Raw genomic sequence first — 16,169 nt, forward strand, 5'->3', positions numbered from 1 at the left:
CATAAGCCGATATATCACTGGAAAGGCGACAGTTTTTTTACAGTCTCCGCATTGCTTTGACCAGCTAGACACCCGTTATGGCCTACGTTAGTGTGCCGCATAAGGCCACAAAGGTCATGTGAGCGGGAAGTAATATGTATGGCGTCAGGGACTGATCTACTGCGTATCGAGAACCTCGACGTCTCGTTTTCCCTCTACGGGGATAGTCTGCGCGTCGTCAAAAATGCCGGTTTGAGGGTGCTTCCGGGCAAGGTTACGGCGCTCGTCGGCGAATCCGGCTCCGGCAAATCGATCATCAGCCAGTCGATCATGGGTATTCTTCCGGCGGCGGCGAAGGCGACCGGACGGATTCTCTTCACCGATCCGCTCGACGGCAAGACCACCGATATTCTCCAGCTGCCGCGTGACGGGGTCGCTATCCGCGCGCTGCGCGGCGCGCGCATGGCAAAGATCTTCCAGGAGCCGATGACCTCGCTGTCGCCGTTGCATACGGTCGGCAACCAGATCAGCGAAGCGCTGCGCATTCACAGCGCAGGTACCAGCAGAGCCGAGCAGCGTGAAAAGACGGAAGAGATGCTGCATCTCGTCGGCTTTCAGGACCCGGTTCGAACTTTCGACATGTATCCTTTCGAACTTTCCGGGGGCATGCGCCAGCGTGCAATGATCGCTATGGCGCTGATCTGCAACCCGGCGCTCCTGATTGCCGACGAGCCGACGACCGCGTTGGATGTCACCATTCAGGCGCAGATCCTCGGCCTGCTGCGCAATCTCCAGCAGACGTTCAACATGGCGATGCTGCTGATCACCCATGATCTCGGCGTTGTCGCGAATATGGCCGACGAAGTCGTGGTCATCTATCACGGCGAGATCATGGAAGCAGGCCCGGTCGAGACGATCTTTCGCCAGCCGCAGCATCGTTATCTGAAGGCGCTGATGTCGGCGGTGCCGCATTTCGATATGAAGCCGGGAGAGCGATTGAAGTCCCTGCGGGACGTTCCGGTCAATCTCGGCACCTTTTCCGGCAAGAAGAAGCTTATCGGCAGCGGTGTGCCGGCTGCGGGCGCCGCGCCCGATGTCCTGCTCAGCGTGCGCAATCTGACCAAGACCTATACGTCGAAGGCCGGCGGACTGTTTGGGCGGCGCGATGGCACGAAGTTCCGTGCGGTCGATGATGTCAGTTTCGACATTCGCCGCGGCGAATGTCTTGGCCTGGTCGGGGAAAGCGGCTGCGGCAAGACCACCGTCAGCAAGATACTGATGCGGGGTGTCAGTGCCGATAGCGGTTCCGTCAGCTTCGACGACGGCAGCGGCAAGATCGATGTGCTTGCCGTCAAGGGCGACGAGTTGATGGATCTGCGCACGAAGATTCAGATGGTTTTCCAGGATCCGGTCTCTTCGCTTTCTCCGCGCATGACCATCCGCAACATCCTCAGCGAACCCTTGGAAATCCATGGGCGTGGCGACAGCGACGAGCGCAAGGAGAAGGTCAAGGCGCTGATGCAGGCGATCGGGCTCGACAAGCACTATCTGAGCCGCTATCCGCACAGCTTTTCAGGTGGCCAGCGGCAGCGTATCGGAATTGCGCGCGCATTGGCGCTTGGACCAAAGCTTCTGATCCTCGATGAGCCCGTCTCGGCGCTCGATGTGTCGGTTCAGGCGCAGATCCTGAACCTTCTCAAGGATCTGCAGAAAGAGCTCGGTCTGACCTATCTGTTCATTTCGCATAATCTCGCAGTGGTGGATTACATGGCTGACCGCATAGCCGTCATGGCGCGAGGACGCATCGTCGAAATCGCTCCGCGGGAGGTCATTCTGCGCGCCCCCGTCCATCCGTATACGCGTTCTCTGCTCGCCGCCGTTCCGTTTCCCGATCTCGACCGACCGCTGGATTTTTCCGCCCTGAACAGCGAAGGCCCTGCAGCCCGGCAGAAATGGGGGCCGCAATTTTCGGACGGTGCCGACGGCGAGCTTACCTATGCGGATTTGGGCGGCGGACATTTCGTGCGCGTGCGTCGGGGTGTCGATGCCCAGGAGTTGCGCAAATGATCGGCCGGCGTACGTTCCTTGGCCTGATGGCTTCCGCAGTTTTGCCGCAGCCTCTTCTGGCGGCTGATGTCGACAATGAGCCGGAATACCTCGCCGATTGGCTGAGGGCCGGCCAGATGCCGCACCTCGCCAAACGCCTGCCGAAGTTCCCCCGTGTCATCAATGTCGCGGCCATGGGCCGCGTGGCGGGCCGTTACGGCGGCTCCGTGCGCACGCTCATCGGCAGCCAGAACGACATCCGCCTCATGACCATCTATGGCTATGCCCGCCTGGTTGGTTATGACAGCACGCTGACGCTTCAGCCGGATATTCTCGAATCCTTTTCCACCGTCAACGATATGGTGTTCACCTTCAAGCTGCGCGAGGGCCATAAATGGTCCGACGGAGAGCCGTTTACGGCCCATGACTTCCGCTATTGGTGGGAAGACGTTATCCTCAACAAGGAGCTAACGCCCGGCGGAGGTGCGTTGGAGCTGCGCCCGCATGGTAGCCTGCCGCGTTTCGAGTTGCTCGACGACCTGACGGTGCGCTATTCCTGGGATGATCCCAACCCGAATTTCTTGCCGATCCTGGCTGCCCCGCAGCCGCTCGTCATCGCCGGGCCGGCACATTATCTCAAGCAGTTCCATAAGAAATACCAGGACAACATTCGCCTTTCCTCGCTGATGAAGGAAAGCCGCGTGAAGAAATGGCAGGATCTGCATATCAAGATGGGCCGCTCCTACCGGCCTGAAAATCCCAAATTGCCAGTACTCGATCCATGGAAAAACACGACAGCGCCGCCGGCCGAGCAATTCGTATTCGAACGCAACCCCTATTTCCATCGCGTTGACGAGAACGGGCGGCAGCTGCCCTATATCGACCGCGTGATCCTGAACATCAGTTCTTCGGCGATCATCGCTGCCAAAACCGGCGCGGGGGAAAGCGATCTTCAAGCGACCGGCATAGACTTCAATGATTATACGTTCCTGAAGGAGGCGGAGAGGCGCGATCCGAGCAAGATCAAGGTCGATCTCTGGAAGGCGGCGCGCGGATCGCGCGTTGCCCTGTACCCCAATCTGAATAGCGCCGATGCAGTCTGGCGCGATCTCTTGCGCGATGTTCGGGTGCGCAGAGCGCTGTCGCTTGCGATCGATCGTCACGAGATCAACATGGCCGTGTTCTACGGTCTCGGCACGGCAAGCGCCAACACGGTGTTGCCCGACAGCCCGCTTTTCAAGCCTGAATATGCCTCCGCCTGGATCGAGCATGATCCGGATCAGGCCAACGCTCTATTGGATGCTGTCGGCCTGGACAAGCGGGATGAAGACGGTGTCCGTTTGCTGTCGGATGGTCGGCGAATGGAGATTACAGTTGAGACCCCTGGCGAAAGTACGCTCGATTCCGACGTGCTCGAGTTGGTGACCGATCACTGGCGCAAGATTGGCATCGCGCTTTTCATCCGCGTATCCCAACGTGATGTTTTCCGCAGTCGCGCCATGGGTGGCCGCATTTTGATGTCGTTATGGTACGGCCTCGATAATGGCGTGGCGACGGCCGACATGAATCCGGGCGAATTGGCGCCGACGACCAGCGACCAGATGCAATGGCCGCTTTGGGGCATGTATTATCTGTCGCGCCAGACGCAAGGGGTGGCTCCCGATGTGCCGGAAGCCGTCGAGCTGATCAAGCTGCTGGGCGAATGGGAAGAGGCAGCCTCCTCCTTCGAGCGTGCCGAAATCTGGCACAAGATGCTGAAGGTCTATACGGATCAAGTCTTCTCCATCGGTCTGGTCAACGCGACTTTGCAGCCGATCGCGCATTCGGCCAGCATGCAGAATGTACCGGAAAAGGCGTTGTACGGCTTCGACCCGACCTGCCTGCTCGGCGTGTACATGCCGGACACCTTCTGGATGAAGGAGGATCGCCGGAATGCTTAAATATATCCTCTGGCGCACCGCCGTGATGATCCCGACCCTGGTCATCATCTCCATGCTGGTTTTCACCATCATCCAGCTGCCGCCGGGAGACTTCTTCGACAGCCAGATCGCCGAACTGCGCGCTCAGGGAGACACCGCCAATCTCCAGGATATGGAGAATCTTCGCCACGAATACGGGCTCGACCAACCATTGCCGCTTCAATACCTGCATTGGGCCGGCGGCATGCTGCACGGCGATTTCGGCTATTCCTTCGAATATCAGCTGCCGGTATCCGATGTCGTCGGCGACCGGCTCTGGCTGACAATCCTCGTGTCGATGACAACAATCCTTTTGACTTGGCTGATCGCTTTTCCGATCGGCATCTATTCGGCAACCCATCAATATAGCTGGGGCGATTACGGCCTGACTTTCCTCGGTCTGCTCGGTATTGCCATTCCGAATTTCATGCTGGCACTGATCCTGATGTATTTCGCCAATGTCTGGTTCGGCGTGTCGATCGGGCATCTGATGGATCAAAAGTATCTTTCGCAACCGATGAGCTGGGAAAAGGCGCGTTCGATCCTGTCGCACCTTTGGATCCCGGTCATCATCGTCGGCACGGCCGGAACGGCCGGCATGATCCGCCGCCTCCGCGCCAATCTGCTCGACGAGATGCAGAAGCAATATGTCGTCACTGCGCGGGCTAAGGGGCTGCATCCCCTGAAGGCGCTGGTGAAATATCCGCTGCGCATGGCGCTGAACTTTTTCGTTGCCGATATCGGCTCCATCCTGCCGTCGATCATTTCGGGCGCCGAGATCACGGCAATCGTACTGTCGCTGGAGACGACCGGCCCGATGTTGATCCGCGCACTGCAGAGCCAGGACATGTATCTCGCCGGCTCGTTCTTGATGTTCCTCGCCTTCCTCAACGTTATCGGCGTGCTGATCTCGGACATCGCTCTTGGCTTTCTCGACCCCCGCATCCGCTTGCAAGGCAGGAGCACAAAGTGAGCGTATCCCTGCCAAAACCCGGCGCCCCCCTGGAGCATTATGTCTCGAGCGCGGATTTCGATCCGGATCAGTTCGAGGCCATGTCGGCCGGCCAGCAGCGCTATTACATGGCTTCGCAAAAGAAGCTGATGTGGTGGAAGTTCAAGAAGCACAAGCTTGCGCTTGCATCAGGCATTTTCCTGCTGCTGGCCTACGGCATGATCGTCATTGCCGAGTTCCTCGCCCCCTACGGGCTGCATACCCGCAACGTCGATTACATCCATTCGCCGCCGCAGGCGGTGCACTTCTTCAACAACGGGGAGTTTGTCGGACCGTTCGTGTACGGCCGCAAGATGACGCTCGATATTGATACGCTCCGCCGGGTCTATACCGATAATCCCTCGGATGTACAGCCGATCCGCTTCTTCTGTCGGGGCGACGCCTATCGCTTCTGGGGCCTGGTGGATTCGAACATCCATCTGGTCTGTCCTGCGGTCGGCGGACAAATGTACCTGCTTGGGACGGACCGTTTGGGCCGCGACGTGCTGTCGCGCATCATCTATGGCGCACGCATATCCCTGACCATCGGGCTGATCGGCATTGCGGTCAGCTTCGTGCTCGGCATCGTCATCGGCGGTCTGGCGGGCTATCACGGCGGCCTCTTCGATCTCCTCGTCCAGCGCGTGATCGAGGTGCTGCAATCGCTGCCGAGCCTGCCGTTGTGGATGGCGCTGGCGGCGATCATGCCCGTGAGCTGGAGCCCGATCATTGTCTATTTCGGCATCACCATCATTCTCGGCATTCTCGACTGGACCGGTCTTGCCCGCGCCGTGCGCTCGAAGCTTTTGTCCTTGCGCGAGGAGGATTATGTTCTCGCTGCGCAATTGATGGGTGCCAGCACACCTCGTATCATCGGCCGGCATCTCGTTCCTGGCTTCATGTCGCATCTCATTGCTTCGGCAACGATCTCCGTTCCGAGCATGATTCTCGGCGAAACCGCACTTAGCTTCCTTGGATTGGGGCTTCGCCCGCCAATCACGAGCTGGGGTATTTTGCTGACCGAGGCAAGGAGCGTCAGCGTCATCGCCTTCTATCCATGGCTCCTTTTTCCTATGATCCCGGTGATTTTGATCATTCTGGCGTTCAACTTTTTAGGAGACGGCTTGCGCGATGCCGCCGATCCCTACAAATAGCAGGGTGAACGGCGAAGACAGGATTGCAATTCGAGAAGCGGCCCGCGGATGTCCTTTGTCGACATACCGCGTATAACTTTCACCCCCAGAGGTTTTGCCTATGAAGCGGCGCTTAGAAGATGCTCGAATCCTCATGTATAGCCATGACACGTTCGGTCTCGGCCATCTGAGGCGGTGCAGAACGATTGCCCATGCGCTTGTTGAGGACTATCGCGGCCTGAACGTGCTGATCATATCCGGCGCAACGATCGCCGGGGCATTCGATTATCGCGCCCGTGTCGATTTCGTCAAAGTGCCGAGCGTCATCAAGCTGCGCGACGGTGAATACACGTCTATGGCGAGCCATGTCGCGCTGCAGGAAACGCTGAAGATGCGGCAATCGATCATTCGCCATACGGCCGAAACCTTCCAGCCCGACGTTTTCATTGTCGACAAGGAGCCGTTGGGGCTGAAAGGCGAGGTCGAGGAGACGCTTACCTATCTGAAGGCGCGGGGCACCACGCTTGTTCTCGGCATGCGCGATGTGATGGATGCGCCACACCTGCTGGAAGCCGAATGGAAGAAGAACAACGTCCTGCAGAAGATCGATCAATTCTACGATCGCGTCTGGGTCTATGGCCCACCGGATTTTCACGATCCGCTCGTCGGCCTCGATGTTCCCTCCGGCGTGCGCCGGAAGATGGAATTCGTCGGCTTCCTGCAGCGCAGCGTTTCCACGCTGGGCACGAAGTCGGAACATGTGCCTGACGAGGATTATATCCTGGTGACAACAGGCGGCGGCGGCGACGGCGCCGATCTCGTGAGCGACGTCATCGCCGCTTTCGAGGAGGACAGCTCTCTCACGCAGAAGACGTTGATCGTGCTTGGCCCCTATATGCCGGCTAAGGAGCGCAGCCAGCTTTTGGAGCGCGCCAGCAAGATCAACTGTCTGCAGGTCATCGAGTTCGACAACAAGATGGAAGAGCTGATTGCCGGTGCCAAGGCGGTCGTGGCTATGGGTGGTTACAATACCTATTGCGAAATTCTGTCCTTCGACAAGCCGGCGCTGATCATTCCGCGGACGCGGCCACGCGAGGAGCAGCTCATCCGCGCGCAGCGGGCAAGCGAGCTCGGCCTCGTCGACATGCTGCTGCCGGAAGAATCGGCCGACCCGAAGCAGCTTGCAGCTGCCTTGAAGCGCTTGCCGAACCGGGCGCCGCCCTCGGCGAGCAACAGCAATATGCGCCTCGAGGGGCTCGTGCACATCTCGCACACCATCGGCGAATGGTTCGATGACCGCGAGCGCTACACGCCGCTATCGATCGTTGCCGAGTAGATCACCGGAACCTGTCGATGCGGAAGAAAATACTGGTGGTCCTGAAAGGCTATCCCCGCCTGTCGGAAACCTTCATCGCGCAGGAGTTGCTCGGCCTGGAGAAGGCTGGCTTCGACCTGACGCTGATCTCGATGCGCAAACCCACTGATAAGAAGCGCCATCCTGTCCATGACGAGATCAAGGCGCGCGTCGTCTATCTGCCGGAATATCTGCACGACGAACCGCTGAGAGTGCTTCGCGCCTTCTTTGCCGGCATCGGCAAGCCTGGGTTCAAGCCGCTCCTGAAGCAGTTCTGGGCCGATCTCAAACGGGATATCACACCGAACCGAGTGCGGCGTTTTGGTCAGGCCTTGGTGCTGGCGCATGAATGGCCTGACGGCGGTGAATGGCTGCATGCGCACTTTATCCACACGCCGGCCTCGGTAACCTCCTATACCAGCATCATGACCGGTATCCCCTGGACGTGTTCGGCGCATGCCAAGGACATCTGGACGTCGCCCGACTGGGAGCTTTCGGAAAAACTCGGCCGCGCCCGCTGGACTGTGACCTGCACACGGACCGGTTTCGAGCATATGCGCGATCTGATCGGGGCGGGCGACAAGGTTTATCTGAGCTATCACGGTCTAGATCTCGATCGCTTTGATCCTTTCGCCGGCGAACATTCTGGCCGCGATGGCAGCGACGCTTCCGATCCCGCTTTCCTTCTCAGTGTCGGTCGGGCGGTCGAGAAGAAGGGATACGACGTGCTGCTGAAGGCGCTGGCGCTGCTTCCCGGCGACCTCAACTGGCGTTTCACTCATATCGGCGGCGGTGACGGTCTGACGAAATTGAAAGCCTTGGCCGATACGCTCGGGATTGCCGATCGCATCACCTGGAAGGGCGCGCTGGCACAGGAAGAGGTGCTCGCCCATTATCGTCAGGCCGATATCTTCGCGCTCGCCTGTCGAGTGGCCGCCGACGGCGATCGCGACGGGCTGCCGAACGTGCTCGTCGAGGCCTCGAGCCAGCGTCTTGTCTGCGTCTCCACTAATATTTCCGGCGTCCCCGAACTACTCGAAGATGGCACGAACGGTCTCGTTGTTCCCCCGGAGGACCCGCAGGCACTTGCCGTGGCGCTGGAATCCGCCATTCGCAACCCGGCGCAGCGCCACAGGCTGGGTGAGGCGGCCGAAAGGCGGGTGCGCGAGCATTTCGACTATCACGCCAGCATCCGGCAGCTGACCGGGCTGTTCGAGGCGCAATGGCAGAAAGAAGATCAATGGCGGAAATCCGCGTGACGGCCTCGCACAGCCAACCCTTGCGGGTCTTTTTCTACGTTCAGCATCTGCTCGGTATTGGCCATCTGGCGCGGGCCAGCCGCATCGCCAGCGCGCTGGCGAAAGACGGCTGCCAGGTGACGGTGGTCACTGGTGGCGTGCCGGTCAATGGATTTCCCGGCGCGGATGTCACCTCGGTGACGTTGCCGGCCGTGGTTGCCAGCAGTGCCGGTTTTTCCGGCCTCGCCGATCAGTCAGGCAACCCGGTCGGCGAAGAGTTTCTGTCCCGCCGGCGGGATTTTCTTCTCAAGGCCTTCCGGCAGGCTGCACCCGATGTTGTTGTTATCGAGGCTTTTCCCTTCGGCCGCAGGCAGATGCGTTTCGAGCTCCTGCCGCTGCTCGATGCCATTTCTGAAGCCGATCCGAAGCCGAGGCTCTACACCTCGGTGCGCGATATCTTGCAGCAGCAGAAGAAACCGGGGCGCGATGAAGAGACGGTCGGCCTCCTGCGCAATCATTTCGATGGCGTGCTCGTTCACGGCGATCCGCATTTCGTCCGGCTGGAGGAGACCTTTCCCTTGACCGAGGCAATCGCCGACAAGATCATCTATACAGGTCTTGTCGCACCCGCTTTGCCGCCGGAACCGGTCGAAACCTTCGACATCGTCGTTTCGGCCGGCGGTGGTGCTGTCGGGCGTGATCTCATCCGCGCCTCGTTGGAAGCGGCAAGCCGCGTGGCGAGAGATCGCCGCTGGCTCTTGATCGCCGGGCCGAACCTGCCGGAGCAGGATTACGCCGATCTCGCCATGGATGCGCCGGGCAATGTCGAGCTCGTTCGCTTCCGCAAGGATTTTCCCTCCCTTTTGCGTGGCGCCGAGCTTTCGATTTCGCAGGCCGGCTATAATACGGTCGGTGATCTTCTGGTGGCCGGCTGCCGCGCCATTCTGGTTCCTTTCACCGCCGGCGGCGAGACGGAGCAGTCCGTCAGGGCCGAACGGCTGGAGAGATTGGGGCTGGCCTTGGCTCTGCCGGAGGCAGGATTGACGACGGACATGCTGGTCGACGCCGTGAAGACGGCGCTATCGTGCCCCAAGCCAGGCAACCCGAATATAGATCTCGGCGGTGCCGCCAGAACATCTGCCATTCTGAGTGATAGCAGGTAGACACCTGCGCGGCTGATATTGGAGACATCCTGTCGTTTTATCTTCCTGGATTCCCGCAATCTTGTGATATAAATCGAAAAATCGATGAATCGGGAGGAGCGTGGACGAAGGACCGGGCGGCGTCCCTTTTCACATATGGGGCCACGTATCCGTAACGAAACCTTCCCGCATCTCTGCAACATTGGTGCCGGCATCACGCCGGTGCTGGGCGTTGAATTTGAAAGCCTGCAGTAAGCAATGGAAAAAAGCCTAGCACGCTACATTTGGTCGAACACCCGGCTGGAGCAGATCTGGATACTGCTCGTCGTCGCGGCCTCGATGATCCCGTACTTCCTGTCCTTCGACTTGCCGAAGCAGATCGTCAACGGGCCTATCCAGGGCAAGGGTTTCGAACATCCCGGCGACACGCAGACCTTCATGCACATCGCCTTCAATGTGCCGCTCATCGGCCATGTCGAAATTTTTCAGGGCGTGCAGCTGACGCGCATGTCGATGCTCGTTGCACTGAGCATGGTATTTCTGGCACTCGTCGTGCTCAACGGCCTCTTCAAGCTCTATATCAATACCTACAAGGGGCGGCTCGGCGAGCGCATGCTCCGTCGTATCCGATTCGAGCTGATCGACCGCGTGTTGCGGTTTCCTCCGTCCCATTTCAAGCGGGTCAAGCCCGCCGAAATCGCAACCATGATCAAGGATGAGGTGGAGCCGATGGGCGGCTTCACCGGCGATGCCTTCGTGCAGCCGGCGCTTCTCGGCGGCCAGGCGGTGACGGCGCTCGTCTTCATCATCATGCAGAATTTCTGGCTCGGCATGATCGCCGCGGCAATTGTCGCCGTACAGGCGATCGTCATTCCGCGCATGCGCAAGCGGCTTCTGGAACTCGGGCGCCAGCGGCAGCTGACGGCACGCGAGCTTTCCGGCCGTGTCGGCGAAATCGTCGATGGTATCGGCACCATCCATGCCAACGATACGACAAACCTGGAGCGCGCCGATATTGCGCACCGGCTCGGATTGATCTTCTCGATCCGCTACGATCTCTACCAGTGGAAGTTCCTGGTCAAATTCATCAATAACTTCCTCGCTCAGGTGACGCCGTTTCTGTTCTACCTGATCGGCGGTTTCTTGGCGTTACAGGGTCGCCTGGACATCGGTCAGCTCGTCGCCGTCATCAATGCCTATAAGGATCTGCCAGGGCCGCTGAAGGAGCTGATCGACTGGGATCAATCGCGTCAGGACGTTCAAGTAAAATACAATCAGGTGGTCGAACAGTTCAGCGTCGACCATCTGATCGATCCGAAAATCCAGGCGGTTTCGCCCGCACCCGCGGCCCGCATAACCCATTCTCTCGTCGCAACCAACGTCACCATCGTCGATGACAGCGGTGCGCGCGTGCTGGATCACGTTTCGGTTGAAATTCATCCCGGCGAAAGGGTGGCGATCGTTGGCGACAGCGGTGCGGGCGGCGAATATCTTGCAGAGGCATTCGGTCGCCTGACCTGGCCGGATAGCGGCCGCATCTCGATCGACGGCCACGATATTCTGGAACTACCGGAATCCCTCATCGGGCGACGCATCGCCTACGCCTCCTCCGAAACGTTCTTCTTTCACGGTACCTTGCGCAGCAATCTGCTCTATGGTCTCAAGCATGCGCCGCTCGCTGCCCCCGTCTACAGCGAGGATGAGGCGGCAAAGGTCAAATGGAGCATGGCCGAGGCACGTCGTGCGGCCAATCCGGAATTCGATCTCAATAGCGACTGGGTGGATTATGCCGCCGCCGGTGCAACGGGGCCGGATGATATCTATTCCGCAATCCGTCCGGTTCTCGATGCCGTCGCCATGTCGCAGGATATTTTCGACATGGCCTTGCGCTCGAATGTCGATGCGGCCACACACCAGGATCTGACGTCGCGCATCGTCGAACTGCGGCAGGCATTGCGGTCCCGGCTTGAGGAGGAAAAGCTCGAGGATCTCGTGGTTCCCTTCGAGTTCGATGCTTACAATCCGCAGGCGACGGTCGGTGAAAATCTGCTTTTCGGTACGTTGAAACGGCCGCAGATGACCAATCGCAAGCTGGCGGCTCATCCCTATTTCCGGCAGATATTCGCCGAAACCGGTCTGGTATCCGATTTGTACGATATGGGCCTGGAGATTGCCGAAAACGCGGTCGAACTCTTCACGGACCTGCCGCCGGACCATCCGTTCTTCCAGCAGCTGACCTTCATGACAGCGGAGGACATCCCGACCTATGAGGCGCTGCTGCAGAAGCTGAACGGCAAGGGCTATGAGGCGGCTACCGACGACGAGCGTGCGGCCATCATCCGCCTGAGCTTCTCCTATATCGAACCGCGTCACCGCTTCGGTCTCCTGACGCAGGTGCTCATGGAAAAGATCGTGCAGGCGCGCGCGAAGTTCTACGAGAATATTCCAGCCGATCTTGCCAAGGTCATCGAGCGCTACGATCCGGAGCGCTTCACTGCGTCGGCGACCCTGATGGACAACGTGCTGTTCGGTCGCATCGCGCATCAGCAGGCGAATGCGCCGGAGCGCATCCACCAGATCATGTATGATGTGTTCGGGCGTCTCGGCATGCATGACGGCGTTCTGTCGATCGGGCTGGATTTCGACGTCGGCTCGGGCGGCAAGCGCCTGACAAACGTGCAGCGCCAGAAACTCAATCTCGGTCGCGCCCTTTTGAAACGTGCCGATTACATCATCTGCAATCGCCCGCTGCCGGCGCTCGACCATCGTGTTCAGGATCAGATTGCCAGGGCCATTCTGGGCGAACTCCATAGCGGCGACTATGCGCCGGCGATCATCTGGGTTCTTTCCAATCCCAGTTTTGCCGAATTATTCGACCGTGTGCTGGTTTTCGATCACGGCAGTCTCGTTGAAAACGGCTCTACCACTGATCTTTTAGAGAAAAACGGTATGTTCAAAGAACTGTTATCGTAATATCCTATCTCGACAGTGGCGTCTGGGGCCGAACACTGGGGGTATTGAAGCTCATGCTTCTGAAGGATGAAGTTGAAATGCTGAAGCGGGTGCCGATTTTTTCGCGCATCGCACCCGCGAAATTGAAACTTTTGGCGTTCACGTCCGATCGTGTCAGCTACAATGCTGGCCAAACCCTGTTTCATCAGGGCGATCAAGGTGACGCGGCCTATGTTGTTCTTTCAGGGACTGCTGATATTCTAGTCGATAGCCCGGCCGGCGAGATCAAGGTTGCCGAAGTCGACGTCAATTCCATCGTTGGCGAGATTGCCATCCTCTGCGATGTCTCTCGTACAGCCACGGTGAAAGCGACTTCCAGGCTGGAGGCGCTGAAAATCAGCAAGGAACATTTCCTGAAGCTGCTCAGCGATTTCCCGGAAATGGCCGTCGAGATCATGCGCGTGCTGGCAGACCGCCTCAACCACACGACCTCGGAACTGACCGCCGTTCGCAGCCGCCTCGACCAGCCGCAGTCGATGTCCACCCATTGAGATTGAGGGGGCAGGTGAGCGGGCTTTTGAGAGCCGGGCGCCCCTTTGATATCGCTTATCCATTCGTACCGTAGAGTTGAACGCGAAACTGACTCCTTCAGTCTCGCGCTCGATAGCTGGCGTCTCAGATCAATCCACGTCGAGCAAGATTGCGCATCAGATGCGAGGCGCCGAACGTCCATGGCGCACATTCAGTCGACAGCAGCACGCGGTTGCGCAGCGCTCCGAGCTTGTCGTTCGAGATAGTAACGATGTCTCCGACCTTGTGGGTAAAGCCCTGACCGGGCGTGTCGCGATCCTCGACAGGGGCGAAAAGCGTTCCCATGAACAGCACGAAGCCATCGGGATACTGATGATGACGGCCGATGGTCTGGGAGACGAGATCTAGCGGATCACGGCTGATCTCCTTCATCGACGAGCGACCATGCAGCACATAGCCGTCCTCACCTTCGACCTTGAGGTCGAGATCGGCGTTGCGAACGTCATCGAGAGAGTAAGTCTCATCGAACAGGCGGATGAAAGGCCCGATCGAGCAGGAGGCGTTGTTGTCCTTGGCCTTGCCGAGAAGTAGGGCGGAACGGCCTTCGACATCGCGCAGGTTGACGTCGTTGCCGAGGGTGGCGCCCTTGACCCGGCCCTGGCTATCGACGGCAAGCACGATTTCCGGCTCGGGATTGTTCCATTTGGAGATCGGATGCAGGCCGACATCCGCACCTTGCCCGACGGAGGACATGACCTGCGACTTGGAAAAGACTTCCGCATCCGGCCCAATGCCGACTTCGAGATATTGCGACCAGACACCTTCCTCGATCAGCGCTGCCTTGACCTTGGCGGCCTCCGGCGAACCCGCCTTCAAGTTGCGCAGGCTGTCGCCGATTAGCGCCGTCACCTTGCCGCGGATCGCTTCGGCAAGGTCCGGATTGCCGGCTGCGCGCTCTTCGATGACGCGCTCCAGCATCGAGCGGGCAAAGGTCACGCCGCAGGCCTTGATCGCCTGCAGATCGATAGGGGCGAGAAGATGTACGGATGCGGCATCAGCCTTGGCAGTCAGCAAATCATCAAGCTTTGCGACGGCCTCGCCATTTTGCGCGCGCACGAAAGCGACCGGATCGTCCTTCTCCAGCAGGTCGCGCATGGTCGGCGCGTCCTTCGAGGTGATGTCATAGAGCGTACCATCGCGAAGGGTGACGAGGGCAGGACCTTCCACATCCGGGCGCCAGATGCGGCCCACAAAGGTTCCGGTGGTGAATGTATCTGAGCTCGCCATGTCGTTCGTCTCCTCCAAACTGCGTGTGTTTTCTAACCCAGGCGAATGTGCTTTGCCATCCGTTATCGGGGTAATATTCGCCTGCGTTTTGGATTTTCATTTTCTCCGGTGCGGTAAAAATGGAAGGCCCCGCGGCAGCACCGCGAGGCCTTTGAGCCGCAAGCCGGGAGAGTGGCTTCAGGCGGCCTGAACCTTGCGATCGCCGCGTGCCCATTCCGGCAGCCAGTCGCCATGGGCCGCCAGCAATTCGTCGACAAGGGACCATATCTGATCGAGATCGAGTTCTGCTGCCGTATGTGGGTCCATCATCGCGGCGTGATAGATGTGCTCGCGGTTCTCTGTCATCAGAGCCTTTACCGTCAGTTCCTGCACGTTGATGTTGGTGCGGATCAAGGCCGTCAGCTGTGGCGGCAGGTCGCCGACATAGGTCGGCTGGATGCCGGAGGCGTCGACCAGGCAGGCGACTTCGGCTGCGCAATTATAAGGCAGCGAGGTGATGCAGCCATTGTTGCGGACGTTGCCGTAGATGACAGAGGGTTCGCCGGTCCAGACCGAATTAATGATCGAAGAGGCATATTCCTTCGACTGCTTGACCTCGATCTTTTCCGCTGTGCGATATTCCTCGGCCTGGTTCTTCCAGCGCGCCACCTGCTCGATGCAGCGCTTCGGATATTCGTCGAGCGGAATACCGAATTTCTCGATCAGGTCCTCGCGGCCTTCCTTGATGAAGTAGGGCGTATACTCGGCGAAATGCTCGGAGCTTTCAGTGACGAAGTAGCCGAGCCGGGTCAACATCTCGTAGCGCACCTTGTTCGGGCAGCGCGGGTTCCAGCCGGGCTTCGGTGCGCGTCCTTCGCGATAGGCACGCACGAGATCCGGATAGAGATTGCGGTAGGAACCATCGGGCTGGCGGTGCTCGAATTCGAGATAGAAGGCCATGTGGTTGATGCCGGCGGAACGATAGCGGATCTCGTCATAGGGAATATCGAGATCGTGGGCCAGCTCCATCGCCGTGCCCTGCACGGAGTGGCAAAGGCCGACCTGCTTGATCGTTGGGTACTTCTCGCCGATCGCCCAGGTGTTGATCGCCATCGGGTTCACATATTGCAGCATGATCGCATTCGGGCAGACGGCGAGCATATCCTCGCAGATCTTCCACAGATGCGGAACCGTGCGCAGGCCGCGCATGATGCCGCCGACGCCGAGCGTGTCGGCGATCGTCTGGCGCAGGCCATATTTCTTCGGAACCTCGAAATCGGTGACCGTGCAGGGCTCGTAGCCGCCAATCTGGAAGGCGACGACGACGAAATGTGCGCCGTCAAGCGCCTTGCGCTGATCGGTAAAGGTCTCGACCGTGGCCGGAGCGCCAAGCGTCGAGGCGAGCTTGCGGGCAACGATGGCGCTTTCATCCAGCCGCTGCGGATTGATGTCCATCAGCGCGATCCTGGCTCCTGCCAGGGCCGGGCGCTGCAAGACGTCGCCGATGATATTCTTCATGAAGACGGTCGAACCGGCTCCGATAAATGTGATCTTGGGAGTGCCTGTCATGTCAAAATCT

At 59.2% G+C, this 16,169-nt stretch carries 11 protein-coding genes; 9 read left to right on the forward strand and 2 right to left on the reverse strand.

Annotation, left to right across the window (positions count from 1 at the left end):
* The first annotated feature begins 138 nt into the window (after nucleotides 1-138).
* The 9 genes from FHT85_RS06330 to FHT85_RS06370 all read left to right on the forward strand — a co-directional run bounded on the left by FHT85_RS06330 (nucleotide 139) and on the right by FHT85_RS06370 (nucleotide 13,344).
* Entirely contained in the window at nucleotides 139-2,046 is a 1,908-nt protein-coding gene (locus FHT85_RS06330) for an ABC transporter ATP-binding protein (RefSeq protein ID WP_112410354.1), read from the forward strand.
* A complete protein-coding gene (locus FHT85_RS06335) occupies nucleotides 2,043-3,965 on the forward strand; it encodes an ABC transporter substrate-binding protein (RefSeq protein ID WP_112335848.1) in 1,923 nt (640 codons plus the stop codon). The genes FHT85_RS06330 and FHT85_RS06335 overlap by 4 nt, the downstream gene beginning before the upstream one ends.
* Nucleotides 3,958-4,956: an ABC transporter permease gene (locus FHT85_RS06340; RefSeq protein WP_015343453.1), complete on the forward strand. Its 999-nt coding sequence runs from the start codon at nucleotides 3,958-3,960 to the stop codon at nucleotides 4,954-4,956. Before FHT85_RS06335 ends, FHT85_RS06340 begins: the two co-directional genes overlap by 8 nt.
* The gene (locus tag FHT85_RS06345; RefSeq protein ID WP_112410355.1) at nucleotides 4,953-6,128 is read left to right on the forward strand and encodes an ABC transporter permease; all 1,176 of its coding nucleotides are present in this window, start codon (nucleotides 4,953-4,955) and stop codon (nucleotides 6,126-6,128) included. The genes FHT85_RS06340 and FHT85_RS06345 overlap by 4 nt, the downstream gene beginning before the upstream one ends.
* A 100-nt stretch (nucleotides 6,129-6,228) precedes the next feature.
* Nucleotides 6,229-7,443 carry a glycosyltransferase family protein gene (locus tag FHT85_RS06350; RefSeq protein WP_112335846.1) on the forward strand — a complete coding sequence of 405 codons (1,215 nt, stop codon included), beginning with the start codon at nucleotides 6,229-6,231 and terminating at the stop codon, nucleotides 7,441-7,443.
* A gap of 11 nt (nucleotides 7,444-7,454) precedes the next feature.
* Nucleotides 7,455-8,720, forward strand: coding sequence for a glycosyltransferase family 4 protein (locus FHT85_RS06355; RefSeq protein ID WP_183774039.1), 1,266 nt, complete (start codon nucleotides 7,455-7,457; stop codon nucleotides 8,718-8,720).
* Nucleotides 8,702-9,862 carry a glycosyltransferase family protein gene (locus FHT85_RS06360; protein ID WP_112410356.1) on the forward strand — a complete coding sequence of 387 codons (1,161 nt, stop codon included), beginning with the start codon at nucleotides 8,702-8,704 and terminating at the stop codon, nucleotides 9,860-9,862. The genes FHT85_RS06355 and FHT85_RS06360 overlap by 19 nt, the downstream gene beginning before the upstream one ends.
* Before the next feature lie 237 nt (nucleotides 9,863-10,099).
* Nucleotides 10,100-12,814, forward strand: a complete 2,715-nt coding sequence (locus FHT85_RS06365) for an ABC transporter ATP-binding protein (RefSeq protein ID WP_112335843.1) — start codon at nucleotides 10,100-10,102, stop codon at nucleotides 12,812-12,814.
* A gap of 53 nt (nucleotides 12,815-12,867) precedes the next feature.
* Nucleotides 12,868-13,344, forward strand: a complete 477-nt coding sequence (locus tag FHT85_RS06370; protein ID WP_112335842.1) for a cyclic nucleotide-binding domain-containing protein — start codon at nucleotides 12,868-12,870, stop codon at nucleotides 13,342-13,344.
* 124 nt (nucleotides 13,345-13,468) lie between these two features.
* Here the strand turns inward: FHT85_RS06370 and FHT85_RS06375 are convergent, their stop codons facing one another.
* Together FHT85_RS06375 and FHT85_RS06380 are read right to left on the reverse strand one after the other, a co-directional pair.
* Entirely contained in the window at nucleotides 13,469-14,611 is a 1,143-nt protein-coding gene (locus tag FHT85_RS06375; protein ID WP_112410357.1) for a fumarylacetoacetate hydrolase family protein, read from the reverse strand.
* Nucleotides 14,612-14,788: 177 nt separating this feature from the next.
* Entirely contained in the window at nucleotides 14,789-16,159 is a 1,371-nt protein-coding gene (locus tag FHT85_RS06380; protein ID WP_112335840.1) for an alpha-glucosidase/alpha-galactosidase, read from the reverse strand.
* Between the last annotated feature and the right edge of the window lie 10 nt (nucleotides 16,160-16,169).

It is taken from the genome of Rhizobium sp. BK312 (assembly GCF_014193605.1).
GTDB lineage: Bacteria > Pseudomonadota > Alphaproteobacteria > Rhizobiales > Rhizobiaceae > Rhizobium.